Annotated in this window: 29 protein-coding genes; 10 read left to right on the top strand and 19 right to left on the bottom strand. The window is 37.3% G+C overall.

Going from position 1 to position 23281, the window contains the following annotated elements; translation table 11 throughout:
* The first annotated feature begins 342 nt into the window (after positions 1-342).
* Positions 343-708, top strand: a complete 366-nt coding sequence (locus J2743_RS07615) for a DUF5518 domain-containing protein (protein WP_209625974.1) — start codon at positions 343-345, stop codon at positions 706-708.
* Positions 709-750: 42 nt separating this feature from the next.
* On the opposite strand, the gene J2743_RS07610 is transcribed toward J2743_RS07615, so the two are convergent.
* The 11 genes from J2743_RS07610 to J2743_RS07560 all read right to left on the bottom strand — a co-directional run bounded on the left by J2743_RS07610 (position 751) and on the right by J2743_RS07560 (position 11789).
* A complete protein-coding gene (locus J2743_RS07610) occupies positions 751-1884 on the bottom strand; it encodes a tetratricopeptide repeat protein (RefSeq protein ID WP_209625990.1) in 1134 nt (377 codons plus the stop codon).
* Positions 1885-2008: 124 nt separating this feature from the next.
* Positions 2009-2716, bottom strand: coding sequence for an anaerobic ribonucleoside-triphosphate reductase activating protein (locus tag J2743_RS07605; RefSeq protein ID WP_245248137.1), 708 nt, complete (start codon positions 2714-2716; stop codon positions 2009-2011).
* 1 nt (position 2717) lies between these two features.
* Complete coding sequence (gene hisC / locus J2743_RS07600; protein ID WP_209625988.1) at positions 2718-3821, bottom strand: histidinol-phosphate transaminase; 1104 nt, start codon at positions 3819-3821, stop codon at positions 2718-2720.
* A 142-nt stretch (positions 3822-3963) separates the two neighbouring features.
* The gene (locus J2743_RS07595) at positions 3964-4431 is read right to left on the bottom strand and encodes a gamma carbonic anhydrase family protein (RefSeq protein WP_209625973.1); all 468 of its coding nucleotides are present in this window, start codon (positions 4429-4431) and stop codon (positions 3964-3966) included.
* Positions 4432-4580: 149 nt separating this feature from the next.
* Positions 4581-5861: a bifunctional sugar-1-phosphate nucleotidylyltransferase/acetyltransferase gene (gene glmU / locus J2743_RS07590; RefSeq protein WP_209625972.1), complete on the bottom strand. Its 1281-nt coding sequence runs from the start codon at positions 5859-5861 to the stop codon at positions 4581-4583.
* 96 nt (positions 5862-5957) lie between these two features.
* On the bottom strand, positions 5958-7310 hold the full coding sequence (glmM, locus tag J2743_RS07585; RefSeq protein WP_209625971.1) for a phosphoglucosamine mutase: 1353 nt from the start codon (positions 7308-7310) through the stop codon (positions 5958-5960).
* A 4-nt stretch (positions 7311-7314) separates the two neighbouring features.
* Positions 7315-8541 carry a 2,3-bisphosphoglycerate-independent phosphoglycerate mutase gene (locus tag J2743_RS07580; RefSeq protein WP_209625970.1) on the bottom strand — a complete coding sequence of 409 codons (1227 nt, stop codon included), beginning with the start codon at positions 8539-8541 and terminating at the stop codon, positions 7315-7317.
* 4 nt (positions 8542-8545) lie between these two features.
* Positions 8546-9223, bottom strand: a complete 678-nt coding sequence (locus J2743_RS07575; protein ID WP_209625969.1) for a TIGR00297 family protein — start codon at positions 9221-9223, stop codon at positions 8546-8548.
* A gap of 12 nt (positions 9224-9235) precedes the next feature.
* Positions 9236-9826 carry a 30S ribosomal protein S3ae gene (locus J2743_RS07570; protein ID WP_209625968.1) on the bottom strand — a complete coding sequence of 197 codons (591 nt, stop codon included), beginning with the start codon at positions 9824-9826 and terminating at the stop codon, positions 9236-9238.
* Positions 9827-10168: 342 nt separating this feature from the next.
* Positions 10169-11386 carry a hypothetical protein gene (locus J2743_RS07565; protein ID WP_209625967.1) on the bottom strand — a complete coding sequence of 406 codons (1218 nt, stop codon included), beginning with the start codon at positions 11384-11386 and terminating at the stop codon, positions 10169-10171.
* Between the two features lie 190 nt (positions 11387-11576).
* Positions 11577-11789 (bottom strand): tautomerase family protein, encoded by a 213-nt coding sequence (locus tag J2743_RS07560; RefSeq protein ID WP_209625966.1) that lies wholly within the window; start codon positions 11787-11789, stop codon positions 11577-11579.
* Between the two features lie 325 nt (positions 11790-12114).
* On the opposite strand from J2743_RS07560, the gene J2743_RS07555 reads away from it, so the two are divergent.
* A complete protein-coding gene (locus tag J2743_RS07555; RefSeq protein ID WP_209625965.1) occupies positions 12115-12588 on the top strand; it encodes a hypothetical protein in 474 nt (157 codons plus the stop codon).
* 62 nt (positions 12589-12650) lie between these two features.
* Here the strand turns inward: J2743_RS07555 and J2743_RS07550 are convergent, their stop codons facing one another.
* The 5 genes from J2743_RS07550 to J2743_RS07530 all read right to left on the bottom strand — a co-directional run bounded on the left by J2743_RS07550 (position 12651) and on the right by J2743_RS07530 (position 16325).
* Complete coding sequence (locus J2743_RS07550) at positions 12651-12977, bottom strand: NifB/NifX family molybdenum-iron cluster-binding protein (RefSeq protein ID WP_209625964.1); 327 nt, start codon at positions 12975-12977, stop codon at positions 12651-12653.
* Between the two features lie 96 nt (positions 12978-13073).
* On the bottom strand, positions 13074-13814 hold the full coding sequence (locus J2743_RS07545; protein WP_209625963.1) for a class I SAM-dependent DNA methyltransferase: 741 nt from the start codon (positions 13812-13814) through the stop codon (positions 13074-13076).
* Positions 13815-13866: 52 nt separating this feature from the next.
* The gene (locus tag J2743_RS07540; RefSeq protein ID WP_209625962.1) at positions 13867-14439 is read right to left on the bottom strand and encodes a flavodoxin family protein; all 573 of its coding nucleotides are present in this window, start codon (positions 14437-14439) and stop codon (positions 13867-13869) included.
* Positions 14440-14585: 146 nt separating this feature from the next.
* On the bottom strand, positions 14586-15353 hold the full coding sequence (locus J2743_RS07535; RefSeq protein ID WP_209625961.1) for a SagB/ThcOx family dehydrogenase: 768 nt from the start codon (positions 15351-15353) through the stop codon (positions 14586-14588).
* Positions 15354-15425: 72 nt separating this feature from the next.
* Positions 15426-16325: an alpha/beta hydrolase gene (locus tag J2743_RS07530; protein WP_209625960.1), complete on the bottom strand. Its 900-nt coding sequence runs from the start codon at positions 16323-16325 to the stop codon at positions 15426-15428.
* Between the two features lie 408 nt (positions 16326-16733).
* Between J2743_RS07530 and J2743_RS07525 the strand changes: the two genes are divergently transcribed.
* The 4 genes from J2743_RS07525 to J2743_RS07510 all read left to right on the top strand — a co-directional run bounded on the left by J2743_RS07525 (position 16734) and on the right by J2743_RS07510 (position 18418).
* Positions 16734-17111, top strand: coding sequence for a DUF2178 domain-containing protein (locus tag J2743_RS07525; RefSeq protein ID WP_209625959.1), 378 nt, complete (start codon positions 16734-16736; stop codon positions 17109-17111).
* A gap of 5 nt (positions 17112-17116) precedes the next feature.
* On the top strand, positions 17117-17311 hold the full coding sequence (locus J2743_RS07520) for a helix-turn-helix transcriptional regulator (protein WP_209625958.1): 195 nt from the start codon (positions 17117-17119) through the stop codon (positions 17309-17311).
* 95 nt (positions 17312-17406) lie between these two features.
* A complete protein-coding gene (locus J2743_RS07515) occupies positions 17407-17616 on the top strand; it encodes a hypothetical protein (RefSeq protein WP_209625957.1) in 210 nt (69 codons plus the stop codon).
* 136 nt (positions 17617-17752) lie between these two features.
* Positions 17753-18418 (top strand): CPBP family intramembrane glutamic endopeptidase, encoded by a 666-nt coding sequence (locus J2743_RS07510; protein ID WP_209625956.1) that lies wholly within the window; start codon positions 17753-17755, stop codon positions 18416-18418.
* A gap of 62 nt (positions 18419-18480) precedes the next feature.
* On the opposite strand, the gene J2743_RS07505 is transcribed toward J2743_RS07510, so the two are convergent.
* The 3 genes from J2743_RS07505 to J2743_RS07495 all read right to left on the bottom strand — a co-directional run bounded on the left by J2743_RS07505 (position 18481) and on the right by J2743_RS07495 (position 20004).
* On the bottom strand, positions 18481-19185 hold the full coding sequence (locus J2743_RS07505; protein ID WP_209625955.1) for a DUF116 domain-containing protein: 705 nt from the start codon (positions 19183-19185) through the stop codon (positions 18481-18483).
* A gap of 188 nt (positions 19186-19373) precedes the next feature.
* Entirely contained in the window at positions 19374-19844 is a 471-nt protein-coding gene (locus J2743_RS07500; protein WP_209625954.1) for a hypothetical protein, read from the bottom strand.
* Positions 19845-19848: 4 nt separating this feature from the next.
* Positions 19849-20004 carry a hypothetical protein gene (locus tag J2743_RS07495; protein ID WP_209625953.1) on the bottom strand — a complete coding sequence of 52 codons (156 nt, stop codon included), beginning with the start codon at positions 20002-20004 and terminating at the stop codon, positions 19849-19851.
* Positions 20005-20265: 261 nt separating this feature from the next.
* Between J2743_RS07495 and J2743_RS07490 the strand changes: the two genes are divergently transcribed.
* The 4 genes from J2743_RS07490 to J2743_RS07475 all read left to right on the top strand — a co-directional run bounded on the left by J2743_RS07490 (position 20266) and on the right by J2743_RS07475 (position 23278).
* Positions 20266-21336: a magnesium chelatase ATPase subunit I gene (locus tag J2743_RS07490; protein WP_342451638.1), complete on the top strand. Its 1071-nt coding sequence runs from the start codon at positions 20266-20268 to the stop codon at positions 21334-21336.
* Positions 21337-21359: 23 nt separating this feature from the next.
* Positions 21360-22214, top strand: a complete 855-nt coding sequence (locus J2743_RS07485; RefSeq protein WP_209625951.1) for a vWA domain-containing protein — start codon at positions 21360-21362, stop codon at positions 22212-22214.
* A gap of 398 nt (positions 22215-22612) precedes the next feature.
* Positions 22613-23128, top strand: coding sequence for a DUF367 family protein (locus J2743_RS07480; protein ID WP_209625950.1), 516 nt, complete (start codon positions 22613-22615; stop codon positions 23126-23128).
* A gap of 3 nt (positions 23129-23131) precedes the next feature.
* Entirely contained in the window at positions 23132-23278 is a 147-nt protein-coding gene (locus tag J2743_RS07475) for a 50S ribosomal protein L40e (protein ID WP_209625949.1), read from the top strand.
* Positions 23279-23281: the final 3 nt, after the last annotated feature.

The following is a 23281-nucleotide window of genomic DNA, read 5'->3' as shown; positions in this document are numbered from 1 at the left end:
ACACTTGTAAAATCCTTATTTATAGTTGGCTTTCTCTTCATATAAGTAAATATAAAACCTGCATTATATAAAATTTTCTATGTCGTTAACTATAAACCTCAAATCATGTAAAAAGATGCTAGAAACATTCATTTCAGAGCGTCCTGAACTATGGAATGAGGATATTTGTTTACAATACTAAAATGATTGGTCATGATTTTTTTTACATTAAATTGATTATTTAAAATAACAGAAACAACAGATCAATAATTACAGATTATTCACTATTCAATAGACAAATATTCTGTAAGTTAGTCAAATGGAAAACCTGGGAAAATTAAATCTATGATGGAGGAATGAATAATGGTAAAATGGGGACCTGTAGTTGTGGGTTTTATTCTGGCAATAATTTTGGGTAATTTGTTTGGAATTTATGTGAATCAGTATTGGGGTGTCAACCTTGGTCTGTTCATAGCCGGATTTATAGTTGGATATTGGGTGCATGATGGCATTATAGGCGGTTTATGGAATGCTACAGTTGCCGGTGCCTTTGGATCCATAGTTCTGGCCATACTCCTGATTGTGGGAGGAACCATCTTTGGAGGAGTAGCTGGCCTTGCAACAGGAGTGGTGACTGGATTTACAATAGTAATTGTTTCACTAATTGTGAATATAGTTTTGATGGGTGTTGGCGGAGCTATAGGTGGTTTGTTAAGTGGAAGTGACTAAAAACAGATATAAAATCATTGAGATACTTATGATTAAAAAGTTCTAGAGATTTTCCAGACATTCGTCCATTAAAATCTGAGCATCTCCATTGTTGGGGTTAATGATAAGGACTTTCTTGAAACACAGAACAGCTTCTTCAAAACGGTTTAGTTCCATGAATGCCACTCCTTTATTACTTAAAAAAATTTCATTATCCGGTTCCATGGAAAGAGCTTTATCATAACACTCCACAGCTTCTTTGAAACGATTTAACTCCATTAACGCATTACCTTTGCGGTTCCAAGTGGAAGCATCAGGTTCATCTTCCAGGCAAAGCTCTAAAGAATGATCATAACATTCCAGAGCATCTTCTGCCCTGTCAATTTGGGATAAAAGGTTTCCTTTGGCATTCCATGCTTCTGGATCATTGGGGTTTAGATCCAAGATTTTATCATAACATTTAAGCGCATCATCAAAACGTCCTAACATCTCAAAAATAAAACCTCTCCAGTACAGAACAATTAAATTATTTTCATCAATCTCCATGGCATTATCACTGGCTTTTAAGGCATCTTCTGGCCGGTTAGAATTCAAAAGAGCTATTGCTTTATTATTCCAGATATATCCATTATCAGGTTCCATTCGCAGGGCCTGATCGTAACATTTAAGGGCTTCCTGAAAGTTTCCTAGTCGTGAAAGGTTGTCTCCTTTTTTGTTTAAAATGTAAACATCATCAGGATCAATTTTTAGGGCTGCAGAATAACATATCACAGATTTATCAAATTTCCCAACATCAAAAAGTATATCTGCTCTTTTAGTGATCATGGCTTTTTCATTGATTTGCGCTCCTTCCCATTCATTCATGGGGAGTTTATGGAATCTGATAACCTGAAAGAGCGACTCATCACTGGTATGCTCCGGATACATTTTCTTGAATTCGGATTCTAACTCGGAAGCATCATTAAACCCTTCTTCACAAGCCAACTCATCGTTTTTAACCAGATCAGCGAATTTGGTCACCTCCACATCGGTTACTTCCGCTTCAAAAAGCTTTTTTCGCTCCTTGGAAACTAGGTTCCAGTAACAATGCAGACGATCTCCCTGGGATAATGGTTTTTTCCATATCTTTCTGATGGTGGTAGTCTTTTCGCCAGTTATAAGGTCTAGGTGACGGCTTCCAAACAACAGGATAGGTATTTTACAACCTCCACTTGGTTATTAATATGATTAAAGACGTTACTTGACATATATTTGATTTATTTTTTTTATAACTAAATTTTTATAACTAATTCATCTAATAAAATAACTAATTATTTTTCACTCAAAATATCTCGTCACCAAATTCAGATGTTTTAACCTTTACTTTTCCCAAAATGGGCTTTATTTGTTTAGCAATTTTGTAAAGCTCCTTTGGAGAAGGATTGGGTGTTTTTTTTAGTTTTTCATCAAGGACGATCTTGTTTCTAAACTGTTGTAGGGTGTAAATATCACATTGGATGCTTTTAGCAATTTCTGTTATGTCTGATGGTTCCAGGAGTCCAGGGACATAGGTAGTTCTACATTCCAGGTAACAGTCAGAATCAAAAACCAGGTTCATACTTTCGGTTACTTTATCACCAATTTCTGCACCAATAACTTCCCCATACTTGTAGAAAGGAGCTTTAATATCCAGGGCAATGTAATCAACAGAGTCTATTATTTTGGAAATTCTTTCAGGGTAACATCCATTGGTGTCTAATTTTGTTTTCAATCCCTTTTTCTGAGAGTAGTTTAATAACCCACCAACTTCTTCTGCCTGCATTAAAGGTTCTCCTCCAGTGATAACCACTGCATCAATAAAGTCCAGAGCCTCATCAATCTCTTTTTTAACATTTAAGAGTGAAGCATTTTCTCCACCCTCAATGATCTCAGGGTTATGGCAGTAAGGACATCGTAACAGGCAACCACCAGTGAATATAACCAGGGACATTTTACTGGGGTATTCAAGTGAAGAAAATATTGTACCTCCAATAATCATGGAATCTTTCATTTTACCGTCCTAAAATATTTCCAAGAACACTAATAAACTTTTCATCCTCTTGTAGGGTTGCCACACTTACCCTTATCCAGTAATCATCTAATCCACGGAAAGAACTACAATCTCTAACTATAATGCCATTTTCCATAAGTTTTTCCGTGATTTGTTTGGAAGTCATCCCTGTATTACGTATATCAACCAGTATATAGTTGGCAAATGACTTTAATACATTTAATTCCGGAAATTTGGACATTTTGTTGTATAAAAAATCGCGACTTTCAATGGATAGTTGGGTGGATGTTTTAATATATTCTGTGTCATTTAGAGTGGCTAATGCTGAGATATATGAAAGTTTAGTGAGGCTAAAAACAGGTTTAACCCGGTGCATGTATTCAATAAAGTTTTCCTGACCTATTCCATAGCCGATCCTCATACCGGCAAGTCCCATTACTTTAGAGAAGGTTCTTAAGATAAAAAGATTATCATATTCATCAAGGAGATCCAGATTGTTGACACCAGAAAACTCCCAGTAAGCTTCATCAACCACTACCAAAGCATCAGTACTCTTTAAGATGGTTTTAATATCTTGGGTTTCGATTAATCCGCCGGTGGGGTTGTTAGGGTTGCACAAGAAGATTATTTTTGTCTTAGGAGAGATGGCTTCCAGCACAGAATCCACATCCAGACGATTTTCCTGAATATCCCAGCGGGCATAAACTGGCACTGCCCCGTGTATGTTGAATGTAAACTCATAGTACATGTAAGATGGGGGATGGACAATGTACTCATCACCAGGCTCAATCAATGTTTTGGCCAGAACATCCAATATTTCATCTGCACCATCTCCACCCACAATCACCTTTTCAGGACTGACATGTGCATACTCAGCAATACGACATTTTAAATCGTCGATGTTGGATTCAGGATAAGCGTTAATTAGGTGAAGATTTCTTTTAAGGACATCTATTGCCATGGGTGATGGTCCCACAGGATTTTCATTAGATCCCATTCTGATTATAGTTGTGGGATCCAGACCATAAGCACGAGCCAGATCTGCATTTGATCTGCCTGGAACGTAAGGATCAAGTTCTTTAACTGTCTTATTTATTTTAACCATTAAATCAATCCATCCTATTTCAATTTTCAATCCTAATTTTTTATTCAATCTTTATTCATCTTTATATTGAACCTATTTATTAATTTTAAACTCTTTTAAACTTCCATCCTGAAAATATTAGTCATCAACACCTTTTTTTAATCTATGGTTCTAATTTAAGATTGGAATAACGTACAGCATTGTCTTTGATCTTTTTAAATTCTTCTTCACTGAGTTTGCGCACTACCCTGGCAGGAACACCTATTATCAAGCTACCTTCAGGGAAAACTTTACTCTCGGTTACCACTGACCCGGCAGCAATGATACTGTTCTTTTTAACATGGCTACCATTTAGAAGTGTAGCATTCATTCCTATAATGCAATTATCATCCACTTTACAACCATGAAGCACTGCAGCATGTCCAACCGAGACGTAATCCCCTAATTTCATGGGAAAACCTTTTGAAGAGTGTAGTACGCAGTTATCTTGCACATTAGAAAAATCACCGATGGTTATGGATTCTATATCTCCCCTAATCACAGCATTATACCATATAGAAGAATTTTCACCAATGGAAACTTTGCCAATGGTATAGGCCCCTGGGAAAATTTGGACAGTAGGATGTATCATACCTAAACTTATGCATTTAATTCATAAAAACATTTCATAACAGGAAAAACTTATGTTGAAACTTAATTTGCAAATTACATCTATAAAATAATTGATGAGGGATGAGGGGTAAGTGATAAAAGATGATGGGAGCACTATTCCAGGCCAAGTCACTTTTTATCTTTCATCTCCTGCATTTGGTGATGTATAACCACTTTATTGTCAGGTATGTCCCGGTAGATTATGGCACCGGAACCCACTGATGAATTTAAACCAACAGTCACTCCTGGGTTGAAACTGGTGTTGATGCCTGTTTTAACTCCATCAGCGAATATAACACCCATTTTACGCCTTCCACTGTTGATTCTTTTCCCTTTAACTGTGACTTTAACACCTCCATCATCGAAACGGAGGTTGGCAATATTTGTACCTGCGGCAATGTTACAATCGGCCCCAATAATTGAGTCACCCACATAAGAAAGGTGGTTTACGTTGGTTCCGTCCATAATTATTGAATTTTTAATTTCAACAGCGTTACCAACGTTGACGTCATCACCAATTGAAGTGTGCTTACGGAGGAAGGTGTTGGGTCCAATATCACAGTTTTCCCCGATGTAAACTGGCCCCATTATGTAGGTGCCAGATCGGATAATACTCCCCTCTTTCAGTATGATGGGGCCGTGAATGGTAACACCATCTTCTATTTCCCCTTCAATCACAGATTCTGATTTTTCTAAATAATGTTCATTCAATTCTAAAAATTCCCAGGGACGCCCCACATCGATCCATTTATCATGGGATATGAGGCCTAAAACATTATCACCTTGACTGATCTGAATTTTAAGGGAATCTGTTATTTCATATTCTCCTCTTTCTGATTTTTCAGTCTTTTCTATTGCCTGGAATATGGTCTGATCAAAAAGGTAGATGCCGGCGTTAATCAGGTTACTGGGAGCCTCCCCAGGGGATGGTTTTTCCATTATATCTTTTATATGATCCTCCTCAATTTCTACAACGCCAAATGAAGAAGGATCATCCACTTCTGTTAAAACAAGAATTGATTGTGCTTGAGATTCATTATATTTGCCAATCAAACTTTTTATCAGGGAATTAGCAAGAATTATATCGCCATTGGTCACTATAATAGCATCATTATCAGTACTCACTGTCTCAGCCGCCTGTCCTATGGCGTGAGCCGTACCTAAACGTTTTTCTTGAGTTATATAACTAATATTAACTCCTAATCTGCTTCCGTCTTTGAAATATTCCTCTACAGACTCTTTTTGGTAACCAACCACCATGATAATGTCTTTTATTCCGGCTTCCCGCAAAGCTTCGACATTGTATTCTAAAAGTGGTTTTCCACCTACGGGGAGCATAGTTTTCGGCCTGGTGAGTGTTAATGGCCTCATTCTGGTCCCTTCACCTGCGGTAAGTATAACTGCCCTCATAAGAACTCCTCTTCTAATTTTTAAGAATTTTTTTTTGTTGTAATGGCCAACAGTCACATAAAAATATGATAGTCAGGAATATCTAAAAATAAAGTTCTATATGAACTTTTCTATGAATCTTGCGGATTTTTCATGTATTATCTGAGCTTTATCCTCTGTCATTCCCTCTAAAGTTATTCTGATGAATGATTCTGTCCCAGAAGGTCTAACAAGAACCCAACTTCCATCAGAAAAAGAAATTCTAACTCCGTCTTTAAGGTTGACATCCACCACATCATCAAAAAGTGAGGAAAGATCAGTTTCTGCCATTTGCATGATTTTTTCTTTCTGGTAGTCCTGACAATTTATTTTATCTCTAATTGTAGGATAACTTACTATATCATCCAGAAGCTTTGACAGGGGTCCTTTATTTTGAACCAGTTCTATAACCCGGAGGGCAGATAATATACCATCAGGACACATGCAAAACTGTGGATGTAACCATGTTCCAGATGGTTCGCCTCCAAAAGTTGCATTTATATCATGGATCATCTCTGCCACGTGCACATCACCCACTTTAGTCCTTTCCACGGTGCCCTCTACTTCTTTCATAGTACGGTCAATGCAGGCTGAGGCGTCCACGGTGGTAACCACACAACCACCTATTTCTGCTGATACCAGGGCTAAAAGTTTATCGAAATCTGCCATTCTACCCTCATCATCCACGGCCACCATTCGATCTGCATCACCATCATGAGCTATTCCCAAATCCGCTCCTGTGGCTTTCACTACTTTCATGAGTTCTTGCAGGTTGGCAGCGGAAGGTTCTGGTTTTCTCCCTGGGAAAAACCCATCTGGTTGTGCATTTAAACTGACTACTTGACAACCAGCTTTTCTAAGGATCAAAGGAGATAGATAAGAAGCAGCACCATTTGCACAATCAACAACTACCTTAAGACCTGGTGCAATATTCACTGAATCCAGCAGATCTTCAATATAATCATTGACTACAGCACTCACATCTCTAATCTTCCCAATATCTTGCCAGGATGCATTAAAAAACTTTTTTTCGTGGATTATCTTTTCAATAATTCTTTCCTGTTTTTGAAGATAAGCCATACCATCAGGATTCCACAGTTTAATTCCATTGTCTGGGGAAGGGTTGTGAGATGCAGTAATCATTACTCCAGCATTGGCTCCAAGTTTCATGGTGGCGTAACCTACTATTGGTGTGGGAACCATTCCCACACTCAAAACATTACACCCTCCTTGCAAGATACCAGCACTAACCGCTCTTTCCAGCATCAGATTTGAAGTTCTGGTGTCATATCCCATAACCACGTCATGTCCTATACCAAGATAGGTTGAAATGGCTCTTCCTACATTTAAAGCTAGTTCTGGAGTTATTTCGTCTCCTACTTTCCCCCTTATTCCAGAGGTGCCGAAGAGTTTTGGAATGTTAGGTTCCAATGTCTCACGCTCCGAATTTGCTGGATCGGTTCATGAGATCCATAAGTATGTTCATAATGTCACTACCCCTAATCCTGCACATACCCCCCTGGGTAGCAGCCCTCTCATTGAATTCATCAACTTGATCCACCCGGACATCTGGACCTTTAATTATCAGGGGAACCGGGTCTCCAGTGTGATCCATAACCGAAATTGGGGTGGAATGATCCGCAGTTAGGATGAAATAAAGATCTTCAACTTCCATTACTCGCCCTACAACATCATCCACTTTTTCCAGGAACTGAACTTTTTCATTTAGGTTTCCATCGTGCCCAGCTTCATCTGCCCCATCTATGTTGATAAGAATAAAATCATAATCAAGTGTTGCATTTTTAATAATGCTATCTGTGATATTGTCCAGATTGGTGTCCACTCCACCAGTGGCTCCTTCAACTTCTATGATGTCCATGCCCACAATATTTGCAATTCCCTGTATAAGTCCTGTTTCAGCAATACACGCGGATTTAAGGCCATATTTTTCATTAAAAGGTTCTGCTTCAGGAACTGCACCTGCACCACGAGGTAATATGATGTTGGCAGGGGGTTTTCCAGTTTCACTTCGCTTTACATTAATGGGATGGTCCTTTAGAAGATCATAAGACTTCTGGATTACTTTATTTAAGATGTTTGCAGTTCTATTGGCATCGGGGGAACCATCCAATCCCACCACTTCTTTCACTTTTTTACCATCATGTTTGGGATCAGCATCTGAAACCTGGTCAGATAAACCTTCACCCCTTAAAACTAGAACTGCACGGTGGCCGGTGGATTCCTTAAATATGACTTCAACGTCTTCTTCAAGTTCCATAGAATTAAGCGTGTTTGCTAAATCAGCTGTACCTTCCCTTATCCGCCCGGCTCTTCTATCAGTAATTATAACTTCTTCATTGGCAGTGGAAAAATTACATCGAAAGGCTATGTCTCCAGGAAGTACATTTACTCCGACTCCAGCCGCTTCAAATGGGCCTCGTCCAGTGTAAACCTTATAGGGATCATAACCAAGTATGGATAGGTGGGCTGTATCACTCCCAGGTCTTATTCCTGGTTTTATGGAGTCCATAATTCCATTAATCCCTAATTGAGCCATTCGATCCATGTTAGGAGTTTTTGCTGCTTCTAAAGGGGTTTTATTCCCTAATTCCTCCAGAGGACGATCTGCCATCCCATCGATTATCATTATAATTCCCTTCATTTTATCACCATACTATCCATACCATTAAATTACCCAATAAAGCTCCTGCTAAAGTGGCAAGGAGATTAACGTGTTCATTGTTAAGGTAACCTTTTATTTCCAGCCCAGCCCCAAGTATACTGTCAACAAAACAGCCAAAAGTTCCTGCTACCACTGCTATTGTCATGGTTCTCCATAAATCAGGATACACTCCTAACATGTAGGCGGCTAAACCGATTAATCCGGCTCCAAGGATTCCTGCTACAGTTCCAACCACTGAAATTCCTCCATCAGTGCCTGGAGGAACTTTTTTAAAGTTAGTTATAAGGCGTGGAGTTGTAACCACTCCTACTTCACTAGCCATGGTGTCAGCAGTGGCAGTGGCGATGGAACCTATAAATCCTGCATAATTACCAAAGGCAGCCATAACGAATGCGACAATGCCATTGGAGATCACGTTTTTAATGGTTCTGGTTCCTTCGCATACCCCGATCTCTTTTTTATAATCGTGTTTGTATCTGGTGAATCCAACTCCCAGAATTAAAAATAAAAATATTAAAAAAAGCCAGTTTGCACCGGCTGCGAAGATGATGATCACTCCCATTATGATCATGAAGATGGATCCCAGGAGATCCAGGGCTTTTTTAGCATAGGTAATAAGCCCTATGATCACCAGGAGAACTACATATTCCCAGATAATCATCTATCTCCCAGTTTATGCCTTTTGTTCGTCAACTACTTTGGTCTTGATAATTTCCACCCTTTTAAGCGGGTAGATCTTCTTGGTTTCATGGTAAACATAGGAGGCCAATTTTCCACCTATTATTTCTTCCACCAGTTCTACAAAGTTTTTCTCACTAGCAGCATCCTGTACTAGTTTTTCTATGGTTTCGCGGATGTAACGCTGCTGGGAGGATTTGGCCCTTTTGATGGTGATAGCCAGAACATGGATCTTCATTTTTTGCCCATCCTGGGTTTCCGCACTGACTATGGAATCTATCCGGCTGGTTCCTCTCCTGATCATGCTTCTGACATAGTCACTGGTGACCTGGTGACCTATAAAACGGGTGGTGGCAGTGTCTCCAGCCACTTCACTGATCTGGAATTTAAGTTTCACATACTGTTTACTAAAGTCACCGGTAAGCTCCCTCATAGTAGATTCAACCCTTCTTTTCAGGAGCATTTCAGGGTCCCGGGCAGGGGTGGTGCCTATATTGGCATCTCCAAATTCTTTAGGAGTAGTAATCGTGTACCATTGTTTATCTTTCCAAGTATCTCTAACTCTTCTACGTCTTGCTTTAGCCATACTAATCACTTTACTGTCGTACAATTGTAATACTCTATATAGAACTCATAGTTCTAGATATAATATGAAAAATCATAACCAATCTAAAAGTTTAGAATCATTTATTATAACTCTCATTCATGGTTTATAAATATTGTCAAAGGGAAGAAGGGGAAGAAAAAAAATCATTAGTTGGGGTGAGTTCTTACAGATGTTGTGTTTTCATATATTCTTTTGATAATTTTATTAGTATTATTATTTTTGTTGTAATCTCTTTTGGTAATTTCGTTTAATTCAATATTATTTAATAATTTAACCGACAATTCATCCACAGATGAGGTTTATCTATAACTTGAAGGTTATTTACAACCAGGAAGGTAAAATATTTTTGGTTAAGAGTTTTTTGAACCGTTCTTCACAGTTGTCTCGGGTTACATAATCTTTCACCAGAAGGTAACCTTCTGAGTAGATGGTCATATAGGATCTGAAAAGGGGCATCATCATCATTTCTACAGTAGATGATGCAGTGTCTCTGCTTACCAGGCCGTACTCCTGAAGATAATCAACTGCTTCTTTTTTATCTAGTTCTCCACTGTAATATTTAATGGCAGTGTTGGTCACAATGCTGAAGGAAAGGCCTGGTATCTGGAGTTTATCTACCGTTTTCAGGGCCTGGTAAAATGTTTCAAGTTCATCTGGTTTTGATAGAGGCATGTTCAGTTCAGGTAAAAGAAATTCTCCCATCCATTGATAAAGTTCATCATCTGAAAAAATGATTTCTGCTGCCAGATTAGCACTGCCTTCTGCAATTACATTCAGAGGAGATTGTAAAGTGCACACCGCTGCATCCAAATATCCTTTTTCTTTGTAAAGAATTTGTTCACGAAGCTGCAGGAGAAGATGATGCCCAGGATAAGTTTCATGGGCCAGGATACGGGGAATTTCAAAAGCATAATAGGAGTAGTCAACATTGACATCTATTTTAGAACGAGCATTGCCTAAAAAATAATTGTAAGCCTTCCAGGGCTGGTTTGAAACGTAGTTAATCTCAACATTTTCCCCTTCAACCAGTTCAAAAATTTCCTGAGATCGTTTTCTAACTTCTTCCAGGGTTAAATTAAATGTTTTAATCAATTCAGCTTCACTCAGGCGAAACTTTTCAACCCAGTTCATGTAATTTGAGTATAGGTCTGTATCATTTTTATCATCCTTTACAGGGGGAAGCAGTTCTTTAAGTGGTTCTGTTATTTGAAAAATCTCATTTTCACCCATAATTCTGGGGCTGATGTCGAAAATGCCTTCAATTTCATCGTAAAAATCAAATATTTCACCATCAAGCATCCTCAAGGTGAAATCAATGGATTGCAAATTCTTTTCCAGATATTTTCCCCTTTTACCATCTTCAGGGATCAAATTAACTAATTCATTAAGATCATCTTTTAAATTACAGATGGGCTTCTTTTTTGAGTTTTCAACCTTTTCCTTTATGGAAGGTGGGCCGAAATAGGAATCCACGTAACCTTCAAAGTGTTTATTTATCTCTAAAACCAGTGTAAGATATTTTTCTCCAAAGCATTCCATATCTGAACCACCTTTATTCCACAATTATTCATTTCACACTTATTCATTTCACAATATTTATCTTCACAACCTGATTTCAATAAATAATCGTGATTAATTATCTGTAAAAATGAAATATAAACCCAGTATTAAACCATTAATCTGGCCAACATGGGCTTTGGGGAAATGTTTTAGGTTATTGTATCAGTTATTAATCCCATCCTGGGATTTTAACGTCCTTAAATTTTTCTGAAGCAGGTATTCCGCCGATACCCCAATGCGATTGTGGCACTTCATGTATTAGGATTTCCACAGCGTCTGCTGGAATACCCAAATCTACAAAGACTTTAGTCAAATTTTCAATTAAATATGTGACATTTTCTTGTTTGAAACCTTTCCATACATTTACATGAACTGTAGGCATTTTTACCACCTTCCTATTTTCAACTCCAAATTATCTAAAAGTCTTACTGTAAATTATCTAAAATTCTAATATTTTATATGATCATTATTTCAATTAATAAAAAATAAAAATATTACAGATTATATGCATTGAATTGGCATAGGAAGTAGTTGAGGTAACTGAATAACTAATTTAACTTTGACTGAATCAGTAGCATGTCAATTAAAATAGACTCAAAACTTAGTGTAATTTTGGAAACTGTTAATTTAATATTAAATATATAAAAATTTTAGGTAATGGATTAATAACTGGTAAAATATCGATTATGAAGGTAGGGGGGAATGTAATGTGGAAAGTATCAAATAAAATCTGGATAATAACTACTGTTCCTATGCTGTTGGTTGGTGTGGGAATGATTGTTTATGGGATGATGGTATCTCCTGAAGCCCTTACTGATGATGGTTATCCACTCAATACTTTTTTATTTGTGATGGGTGGTGCATTCATAGTTTTTCCACTTTTGGGGGCCTTTGGAGTTTATTACTACTACAAAAGAATCAATGATCGGGAAACTTTCCTCATCAATGATGGTATAAAGGGCGAAGCAGAGATATTGAGCAGGGAACAGACTGGCACTTACATCAATGAGCAACCGGAGGTCAAATTCAAACTTTTAATAACCACTCCCTTTGATGAACCCTACGAATTGGAACATAAAGAAATCGTAAATCTGCTGGATATGGGTTCAATCCCAGTGGGTAGAAAAATCCAGGTTATGGTACATCCAGATAATCCTAAAGACATTATCCTGGTTTTATGATTGGAAAACATGTTCCTGGATTGATTTTTAATGGAATTATTGTTAAAATGTTGAGTATTGACTCAGATAGGTTTATTCATAAACATTTCATGATCTATGAAACGGTTTAGGACTTCTTCAACAGTTCCTTCATCCTCAACCAGCTTCAAATTAGCCTTTTTAATCCCATATTTGGCGGTCATTCCAGCTTGGGCGGCAATTACAACTTCACAATCTCCCAAAATACTGAGCCCCTGCTGCCACTGATGTTTGGCTTCAGGGTCGATGTTAGTTTCAATGTATTTGATATATTCTGGATCATCCCCACCCCACTGATATATGGTGAATCCTTTAGTTCTGCCGAAGTGATCGACATTGACATGGTCGGACGTTGCAACCGCAATTTTCATGATATGATTCCTCCTACATTTTGAGAAGTATGAAGATTTTTCTATCTTAAATAACTTATTTGAACAAATTAAACTACATATGAACTGCGTATTGAACTATTTTTTAATACTGACAAAAACAGGTCTTTCATCAGATTTTTTATCCCAGGGAAGATCATTGTAGCCATTGTAGATGTGATTTTCAAAACCAGTTTTTTCCAGGATCTTTGCAACTTCTGAAGTGGGAAAAACCCCAATCTGGTGCTGGTCAATTTCAAAATCCATTTTACCATCCTCTTTCACCAGGAAGACGAAGTTGGCATTGAAAACTCCATGATATAATCGACTTTGTGATATTCGGGCCAATTGCAGATCCCCTTGGACCACTGCATCCACCAACATCCTGCCTTCTTCCCAATTCTCTGTGCAAAAACCCAGATCAAATATGAGAACACCACCAGATTTCAGGTGCTCATAAAATCTTTTGAAAGTTCCCTCAAGCTCATCCATGGTTGTGTGGTAATTTATGGCTGAAAACAGGCAGAGGATAGAGTCAAATTTGTGGGGAAGATCCATTTTTTTCATATCTCCCTCTACAAATTCTATTCCTGGAAGTTTTTCCTGGGCAATTTCCAACATTTCATGGTTTATATCCAGCCCTACTATGTTAAAGGAATCCTGAAGGTATTGGGCATGGCCTCCGGTTCCACAGGCTACATCCAAAAGATCCATACCTTCAGAGGTTTTATAATCTTCAACAACCATTTTGATGAATTCTGATTCGCCCTCATAATCCATCCACTGGTAAATGAGATCATAATAATTGGCAAATTTACGGTAAAGTTCTTGTTCTGGCATTTTATCTATTTATCAATCAGGATATGATTCAATATTTAATTATTCATTTCAATCAATCATCATTTATTTTTTTAATGAGTTTCGCAACGTTATCTCCAAATCTACGGATGGTTTCGACACCTTCTAGGTCTTCTTCAACCTCTCCGGGTTCCAATCCAAAGGCCATGTTCCAGTAGGTGCTTCCCGGGACGATCATGTCGTTGATGAAGAAAAACATGAGCATTTCCTGTATTGTGGCAGTGTGTCCCCCTCTCCGGGCCACAGCAATTGGTCCTCCCACTTTCCATGATAGGAAGTTTCCGGATTTCATACTCACCATCCCAATCCTCTGCAGGGCTGACATCAGGTCTCCCCTGGCAGTTCCAAAGTATACGGGAGATCCGATAATGAAACCTTCTGATTCTTTAATCTTTTCGATGATATCATTAACACAGTCTTTAAGAGCACATTGATGTAATTCTGCGCATTTTCCACAGGCAATACAGGAACGGATCTTCTTCTGCCTTAAAGATATTATTTCGGTTTGAAGACCATTTTCTTCTATCTTCTTTGCACATTCTTCCAAAACATGCATGGTGTTACTCTCTTTTCGAGGACTGGCACATAACATCAGAACTTTATTCAAAAGATTACCTCCCATACCAACTTCTTCTGTAAACTTGTTTTAATAATGGTTTCTAATAATAGTTTTTTAAAATCACCAAGTTATTTTGTGTTGTGGTTATGATTTCATAATCGACTTGGTCTAAAAAGAATTCACTTACCCCTTTTTTATTCCTTATCAATGTTTCCCACTGGAGTTAAATAGATGGCAAATTCTTCTTTACCATCTAAATGTAATAAATCATCCAGGTATTCCTGATCATAGGCTCCTATAGCACATGTTCCTGCTCCAATTGCTTCACAGGCCAGATACATATTCTGCCCCACATGTCCGGCATCCATGGCTATCACTTTATGAGAGTCCAACCCATATCTCCATTCCATACGATAGGGGATAGCAGTCCATATGAAAGTCACTGCGGATTGTCCGACGAATGTTTGACCGAAAGTGGCTTTGATCATCTTTTCCTGAAGATGGTCTTTTTTGAATTCAAAAAGCAGTTCATGGGTTAAAGGTAGGTAACGATATATTCCTGGTTCAAATTTTTCTCCATTTTCAGTTTTTTCCACATTAAAAATCGCCAAATAAGTTTCCAGGGTATGACGACAACCAGCTGATGGAACATTGCGGAAAGCATAATCACCAACATGTTTGCGCACCCCTTGAGTTGCCCAGAGGAGAAATGATAGTTCAAAAAGTGTTAACGGGTGTTTTTTATATCTTCTGCGGCTTTCCCGATTTTTAATAGCTTCCGAAAGAGAAATGTTAAAATGTTTGCTCCAATCAGCGTTAACAAGACCGAATTTCTTCGAACCTGGAGAATAAGGTTTTTCAATGGGCGGAGCTTTGATTCCTTTGCTTTGATCTGTACTGGAGAAATCTATGGTTTTCCTTATGGAGTCCTTTAGAAAATAACGGTATTGTTCCAGATTCATTTTTCCTCTCCCCTATCTATTTTTAGCTTCTATCTCTTTAAGTTATATTTATGTCGTGATTTTATCAAATGATTATTTTTGTGGGACTTCTCCTGATATTTCCTTTATAAATTCACCTATGCTCCTCACAGGTTCGTCGGCTCCAGGTAGGTGGGAATAAAAAATCTGCCAGCAGTGAAACATGTCCTGCCAAACTTCCAGATTCACTTTCACATCTTTTTGGACTGCCAGGCCTTTGAAACGATTAATATCACAAAGTAGAAGTTCTCGACTCCCTGCCTGAAGCATAAGGGGTGGGAAACCATCTAAATCTCCGTAAATTGGTGAAGCAAGAGGATTAAATGGGCTTTGTTCCTGTAAATACAGTTCCTTAACTTTTTCAAGTCTTTCATGGTTAATCCAGTCTTTTACATCCTTCAAATGGTTGTAAACAACTGGAAATGTGAGGTCTACTGCAGGGGACATACAAACTAGGCAGAGTGGTAATTCTTCTTCTATTTTCTTCAATGCAATGATGGTGGAAAGAGCCAGGTTACCTCCGGCAGAAATTCCAGATATAACTATATCATGGGCCTTGAATCCTTCATCCAGTAGCCAGAGATAGGATCGGATGCAGTCTTCTACTGCCGCAGGAAAGGGATTTTCCGGTGCCAGACGATAATCAACACTGAAAACTGAGTAACCGGTGTGTTTGGATAATCTCTGGCAGAGGTCCTGATGGCCATGGGTGGAACCCATGTTAAAACCACCTCCATGGAAAAATAGAATAATTTTGTCATGACTGCTTTTAGGTGTAACAATCCAGTAGGAAGGTGCAGGGGACTCTTTTTCTTCTACTAGTTTTAGAGGGCCATTGGAACTGAAGGAAAGATAAAACTCATCAAATTCCCTGCGTAATACTCCCAGATCGTCCTCTTCAAGGTTAAACTGATTTTTTATAATTTTAAGAAGATCATCAGTGTTTTTGTTCAAATAAAAACCCACCTGGATTGCTGGTAAACATTTTCCTGTTATTATTTGTTTTTTGATCTTAATATTATAGTGCTGTATTAAACATAATTTTAATGATTTTATACATTTGGATGGTATTTCTACCAACCCACGATTTTTAAAGGGGTAAAAATTGATTTTTAAAATTTTTTTTGGATTTATAGTATTTTACAGTATAGTAATAGAATAACATACTTTACTTTTAGTAAAGTTTATATAACATAATGTTAAGTACTATTTACATGGGTGGAAATGAAATGGATATTAACTGAAATGGATATTTATAAAATAAACAAAAAAACAGTTTTCATTTTTTATGCTGTACTTTGCATCACACCTATACTACACCAGAAAATATTAAACCTCTAAAAAGACTATTAAGGTGATCTTATGAAAAATTATCAGATTTTAAGAATAATTGTTACCCTATTTGTGGCAATAATAGTGGGACTATCTGTTACTCTTGGAACCATCCTTCCAGCCATCCTGGCAATTGTAATTGGGACTATGATATCATATATCTACAAAAAAAGCACTGATGAGGTTTTGGAAGATGAAAGAATAATTAAAGTTAGTGAAAAGGCATCTCGAATTGCCATAGTTGTTTTTTCTATTTCTATAGCTTTTATTGGAATGTTTCTTATTATACTGAGAAATGAATATCCTGATTACACACAGGCAGGTTTTACTCTTTCTTACGCGGCAGTTGCCCTTTTAGCTATATACTACATTTTCTATGGATATTACAATAAAAAATATGGGTCCTGATTCACATGAAGAATAATCTCAAGGTATACAGGGCTGTGCAGGATTTAACTCAAGAGGAACTTGCCAAAAAATTGGGAGTAACCAGACAGACCATAATCGCCATAGAAAAAGAAAAATACGATCCTTCACTGATTTTAGCTTTTAAAATAGCTAAATTCTTTAAAATACAGATTGAAGATGTTTTCATTTATCAAGATTAACAAAGTTACTGTAAAAGTATCAGTTTATAATAAAACACCCAAAAATCTTCTAACATATTCATAGTATTGATAAAACTATGTAAAGGAGGAAATAAATGAACATGGAAAAAGTAGATGAGATGGAAAGATTTCAAAATGAGAAGTCAGCAGTTTATGCCTTTGTGTTTTATGATCTAGCCTTATTAGTCTGGGCACTGTTCGACTTTTTTAGTAAAGGTGAATTGGGTCTGCAGTTCACGATTTTGTTGGCAGGTAATGTGATTTTCTTAGGATCAAAGTTGATATGCAACAGAAAAATGAGATAAACTGCAGGATAAGTGCATAAATAGCAGATGTGCTTATCATTAACCTTTTTTTAAAATGGATTCTTTAAAGTATGGATTGAGGATATTTCGATTTATTAAATGATTAACACAAACAAAAACAAATAAACGAAATTTTATGGAACTATTTAGCACTATCAAAGACAGGAATAACTTTTTAAAGTTGGTTTTAAAAATTGTGGTTGTATTAGCTATTATACATGTTTCAAGAGTAGCCATTTTTGAATTTTTGTTCGTCACAGTAAAACCAGGTGCATCGTTATTCCTGATTTTAAGAGGATTAGACTTTATAATTGTAGGTATAATCCTACTTTTATACTTTAAACCATCGTTAGATGATCTTGGGCTTAGATGGAATAATATTCGACTAAAAAACAAGATAATTTATATTATGGGGTTTTCATTACTCACTATTCTCATATTAAGCCAGTTTGTCTTTGAATGGGAGTTTTATATTCTCATTTACCTGCTCTCATATGCCATCATAACTCCTGTATTTGAAGAACTAGTATTCAGAGGTTATATCTGGAGTAAGATACGTGCATCTGAAGGAATGATCAACCAGGATGGTTTAACATTCTTAACGGTTACACTACTTTTCAGTGTATGGCAACTGGGTTATGCTGATGTTTTAATCCGATATTCAAATTTGGGTTTGATCATGGCCTTAAAAATGATGGCTGGTCTGGTTTTAGGTCTTTTTGTAGGCTATCTGCGGTTAAAAACAGGCAAAACTTATGCTTCAATTATTTTCCATGGTCTATGGAATCTTTTTGAGCCATAAAAAACAAAAATGTCTTTTTAATATTCATTAATTTTTTAAAATTGGCTATTATTTTTTAGAGTCTAGAAAGATCCTCTCTTATCAGGATCCGTACTGCAGGAGCTTTTTGGTGCCAGTTTTTTGGCTTCTTTGAGTTTAACACCCATTTTTTCCAGAACTGCACGGCTATCCACTTTGGTATTAACACAACCATCTCTAAGGAGGGGCACGCCCTGACAGGAGAACTTAGAAAGTTCCATCATCCCCAAATTGAGGTCCTGGAAGCAAGCAACACCTATAACTCCCTTAAACTTGTTTTGTTCCACTATCTTCTTGAGGAAGGTTGAACCAGGGATTATGAACACTTTATAGCCCATTTCTTCCCCTTTAGTCTTTAAAACTCCGATTACGCAGCGGTTACAGTTTTCGCATACCAGGCCAGAAGTTTCCAATTTTGCCTCGCAATCCAGGTGTCGCAGGCAATGGGGTAAAACTATAATTGTATCTTTGGGTTGTATTTTTTGGAAAATTTTTTCATTAACCTTATTTCGGACTTCTACACCAATGTGGTCCACAATTTTCGCATCCACACCCACACTTTCTGAAAATTTTTTGAAAAGTCCGTAAAAAACATCCATAGTAAAAAGGAGTAATTTAGGAAAGATCAAACGGTCTTTTTCAATTAGCATGCGGCCTAGTATGAGGGTTACCGATAGCAGAACCAGTAGAAGGATTCCTGCCACGAAAACAACCTGGCCAAATATCTGGTAAAATTCAGCAATAGTCATGTTAATCATCTAATAAGTAGTAACACTTTTTTTATTAATATCTGGAATTCCTGGTTAAACTGAGAATATCCATCTGTTTTACCTTTATTTTAATGAGAATGTTAAGTGCGTATAATCTATATCATGTTATATATTAAAGTGGTTATTAAATTGCAACTTTTTTTTCATATAACTGTGTTGTGAAGATATCACTCCTGAAATTTCTCTATTTTAAAATCTTTGAGGGATCCGTGGATTTCTACCCCACCAGCAGTGGCTTTCATCAGGATTCCCGATAGATCTTCACAGGCGCATAGTATATTCTGTTCGGGATGAGTTCCTGGAGTTATGTTACAATCCAGACGTATTGTTTCCCCACAACTGGCTACCATTGGCAATCTTTTTGAAGTAGGGTGATCTTTAGGAAGGACCACTAAGGGAGTTCCCATATCTCTCAACAAAAAAATCAATGATTTTATCCCTTCTTCTGTTAAAGGACCAGAGTTAAGTGCTGAAACAGCAATGATATCATCTTTTTCAAGGAACATCACAACTTCTTCTTTATCAGGGGTGCCTATGAATATTTGTCCATTTTTTGCGAATTTGACCACACCAACAGTCCCTGATTTTCCTTTTAAAAAGATAATTTCATTATTTTCCAGGATAATTTTTTGAACCATGGGTTTACTCTAATTCTTCTACATTATCAGACTGACAGGATGGGCAGACTATTCTCCTTCCAATACCTTTAAACTCATTTTCACAATCTAAACAACGGTATCGTTTGGTTTTAAGTTTTTTCATTTTAAGATCAGCCATGGGGCCGCCTACAGAACACATTACATATCACCACTAACTTTTGTGTACGTGATATTATTTACTTTTTGGGGATTAAACTTGATACAAAATAGAAACTCTTGGGAATTCAAGAAGGTGATATATATGGATGCATTTTTGGATTAAATTTAATGATAAAATACCAATGAAAAGTGTTATTTGTTGATTAAGGATGGCACATTATTTATTCTATAAAAATCTATATAATAACACTTTTAAAAATCCATAAACTAAATTAGTAGGGACTATATTCCGATTGAGATGGTGAGACTATTGAAAAACTTGATTTTCCCATTTTCAGCTATTGTTGGTCAAGAAAGAGTTAAAAAAGCCCTGGTGTTAAATGCAATAAACCCATCTATAGGTGGGGTGTTGATTAAGGGTGATAAGGGAACTGGCAAGACCACGGCAGTACGTGCATTGGCAGATCTTTTACCTCCATTAAAAGTTGTAAAAGGATGTCCATTCAACTGCGATCCAGATGATCAGGGGTCTCTCTGTGAGTCATGTAAGACTGAAAAATCTGAGGATATCCAGGTCGAGGAAAAAAAGATGAGGGTGGTTGAGTTGCCGTTGGGAGCCACCGAAGACCGGGTGGTAGGATCTATTAACATAGAAAAGGCTCTTAAAGAGGGAATGAAATCATTAGAACCAGGTATCCTTGCAGATGCTAACCGTAACATACTTTATGTTGATGAAATTAACCTTCTGGATGATAATTTGGTGGATGTGCTATTGGATGCTGCTGCTTATGGAATAAACACTGTAGAAAGGGAAGGTATATCTTTAACTCACCCATCTAACTTTATATTGGTGGGAACCATGAATCCTGCTGAAGGAGAACTCAGACCCCAGTTATCTGATAGGATTGGATTGCAGATCTCAGTTGCAAGCATTATGGACATCGATGATCGTGTGAAGATCATGGAAAGAAGGGAAGCCTTTGAAAAGGATCCTTATTCTTTCCGAGAGAAATTCCAAGAATATCAGGACCAGATACTTGAAAATATTATCCAGGCCAGGGAACTTCTCGATAAAGTAGAAGTGTCAGAGGATATGATGAAAGTGATTGCCCATTTATGTGTTGATATGGGAGTTGATGGGCATCGGGCTGACATTGCTATTTTAAAAGCTTCAAAAACCCTTGCAGCGTACTATAAACATAATGCGGTTGAAAATATTGATGTGGAAGAGGCAGCTGCATTAGTACTGGGTGAAAGATTCCAGAAAAAATCATTAGATCAGGACAAAATTAAAAAACAAATACAAAATGCTGTAAATGAAATTTCACAGGAAAATAAGGAGGATGATAAAAAAAAGCCCCAAGTAAAATAGATGAAAACCAGAAAAAGAGGGGCATGAAACTTAAAACTCTCAAAAAGGATGAACAGAATGTTGAGGCCCAGGAAGAAGAGGTTGATGTGGAAAAACTTCTTAAGATGAAGGGGAAAAAGAAAAATCGTCTATATGGTAAAAGAGTCGATTCAAAGACACAAAAAGGACGTTATATTAAGAGTAAGCTTCCTAAAGACTCTTCGGGTGATGTTGCAATTGATGCAACCCTCCGAGCTGCTGCATTAAGTTCTAATGGAAAAATTAAAGTCAAAACTGAAGATTTACGTCATAAAGTCCGTAAACACGGTGCTAAAGCTTCTATAGTTATGTTGGTAGATATCAGTGGGTCAATGTTCTCTGATAAGAAAGCCAACAGATTAAAAGGGATATTACATAGTGTTATTCAAGACACAAATCGTCATCAGGACAGGATAAGTGTTGTTGGCTTTAAAGGAGAGAATGCAGAGATAATTATTCCTACTACTCGTAGGGCGACATCGTTCCGGGAGCAAATAGATAATATTCGTGTTGGAGGAACAACTCCCCTTGCAGCTGGAATGAAAAAAAGTTATGAAATTCTGAAAAAAGAGAAATTAAAGGATGAATTTGTGCCTTTATTGCTCATACTTTCTGATGGCATGCCTAATGTAGCTTTAGAGGAGGGTCCTATGAAAGATGCCCTCAATGTTGCTGAGAAAATTAAAGCTAAAGAGATTCACACCATAGTTGTTAACTTCGAACGATCAGTACGTTATGGTCATGAAGTGAACATGGAACTGGCCCTGGCTGCCGGGGGACGATATTACGATATAGAAGAGTTAAAAGATCCAGGCAGGGTTGTTTCTAAAATATTAGATTTTGAACGAGAAAATCTTTAAAATCTTATTACCTTTCACATTCAATTTTTTTGATGGTGTTATACCAAATATATACTGAGCCTATCTGAAGATATCGAACTTGATTTTCCACAGATTTATGGGCTTTAACTTGCACAAAATCTAGTAACTCAACGGGATGGTACTCTTACTTTGGATGTTGAGCATGAAACCGAGTTTACTAAGAAATTTAAGGAATTTAATATTTAAGAATTGACTTTAATTTTGTTACCTAAAAAGATTTTTCATGTACAAAGACTAAATACCAGTTATTTCAAAATACATAATTCAAGATGTGATGGTATTTTTAAAATAAATTTTGATTATATAAGTTAAAATCAAATGCAAGTAAAAATTGTTAATATCCATATAATAAAGTAAAACCTTTCCCTTTTGATTCTATGCCTCATAAAGTAATTGTATACCACGCCGAACAATGTGATCCCAAAAAATGCACTACCCGTAAACTGGCCAAGCTGAAGGAGATCAAAATGGTCACTCGCCTCAACCAAGTTCCAAGGGGTGGTTTAGTATTGGATCCATTCTCACCGAAGGCAGTGTCACCAGAAGACCATGATTTGGTAGTTGAAAAAGGAATTGTCGGGCTTGATTGTTCCTGGAAACGGATTGACAAGTCCTCTGCTATGTTCAGAGGCACAGAAACCCATCGTTCCCTTCCTTTCCTGGTGGCTGCCAACCCCACTAACTATGGGAAACCATGTATACTGTCCACTGCCGAAGCTGTGGCAGCAACCTTATATATAGTGGGGCTTAAAGATAATGCTATTCAGATTATGTCCCACTTCAAGTGGGGACCTCATTTTCTGGAGCTTAACCATGAGCTCTTAGAGGCATACTCCCGGGCTCGCAGTAGCAGGGAAGTTGTAGATATTCAGAATGAATTTATAGGAGGCTAAATAATGGCTAGATTTGAAGAAGCAGAGAATAGAATATTCAAGATCAAAGTTTGTCTCAAATGTAACGCTCGAAACCCCCCAACCGCTAAAACATGTCGTAAGTGCGGATACAAGGGTTTGAGATTCAAGGCCAAAGAGCCACGAGGATAAACA

Origin of the sequence: Methanobacterium petrolearium (assembly GCF_017873625.1) — an archaeon.
Lineage (GTDB): Archaea > Methanobacteriota > Methanobacteria > Methanobacteriales > Methanobacteriaceae > Methanobacterium > Methanobacterium petrolearium.
The sequence above is the reverse complement of the archived record's forward strand: the minus strand, read 5'-3'. Positions and strand labels throughout refer to the sequence as shown.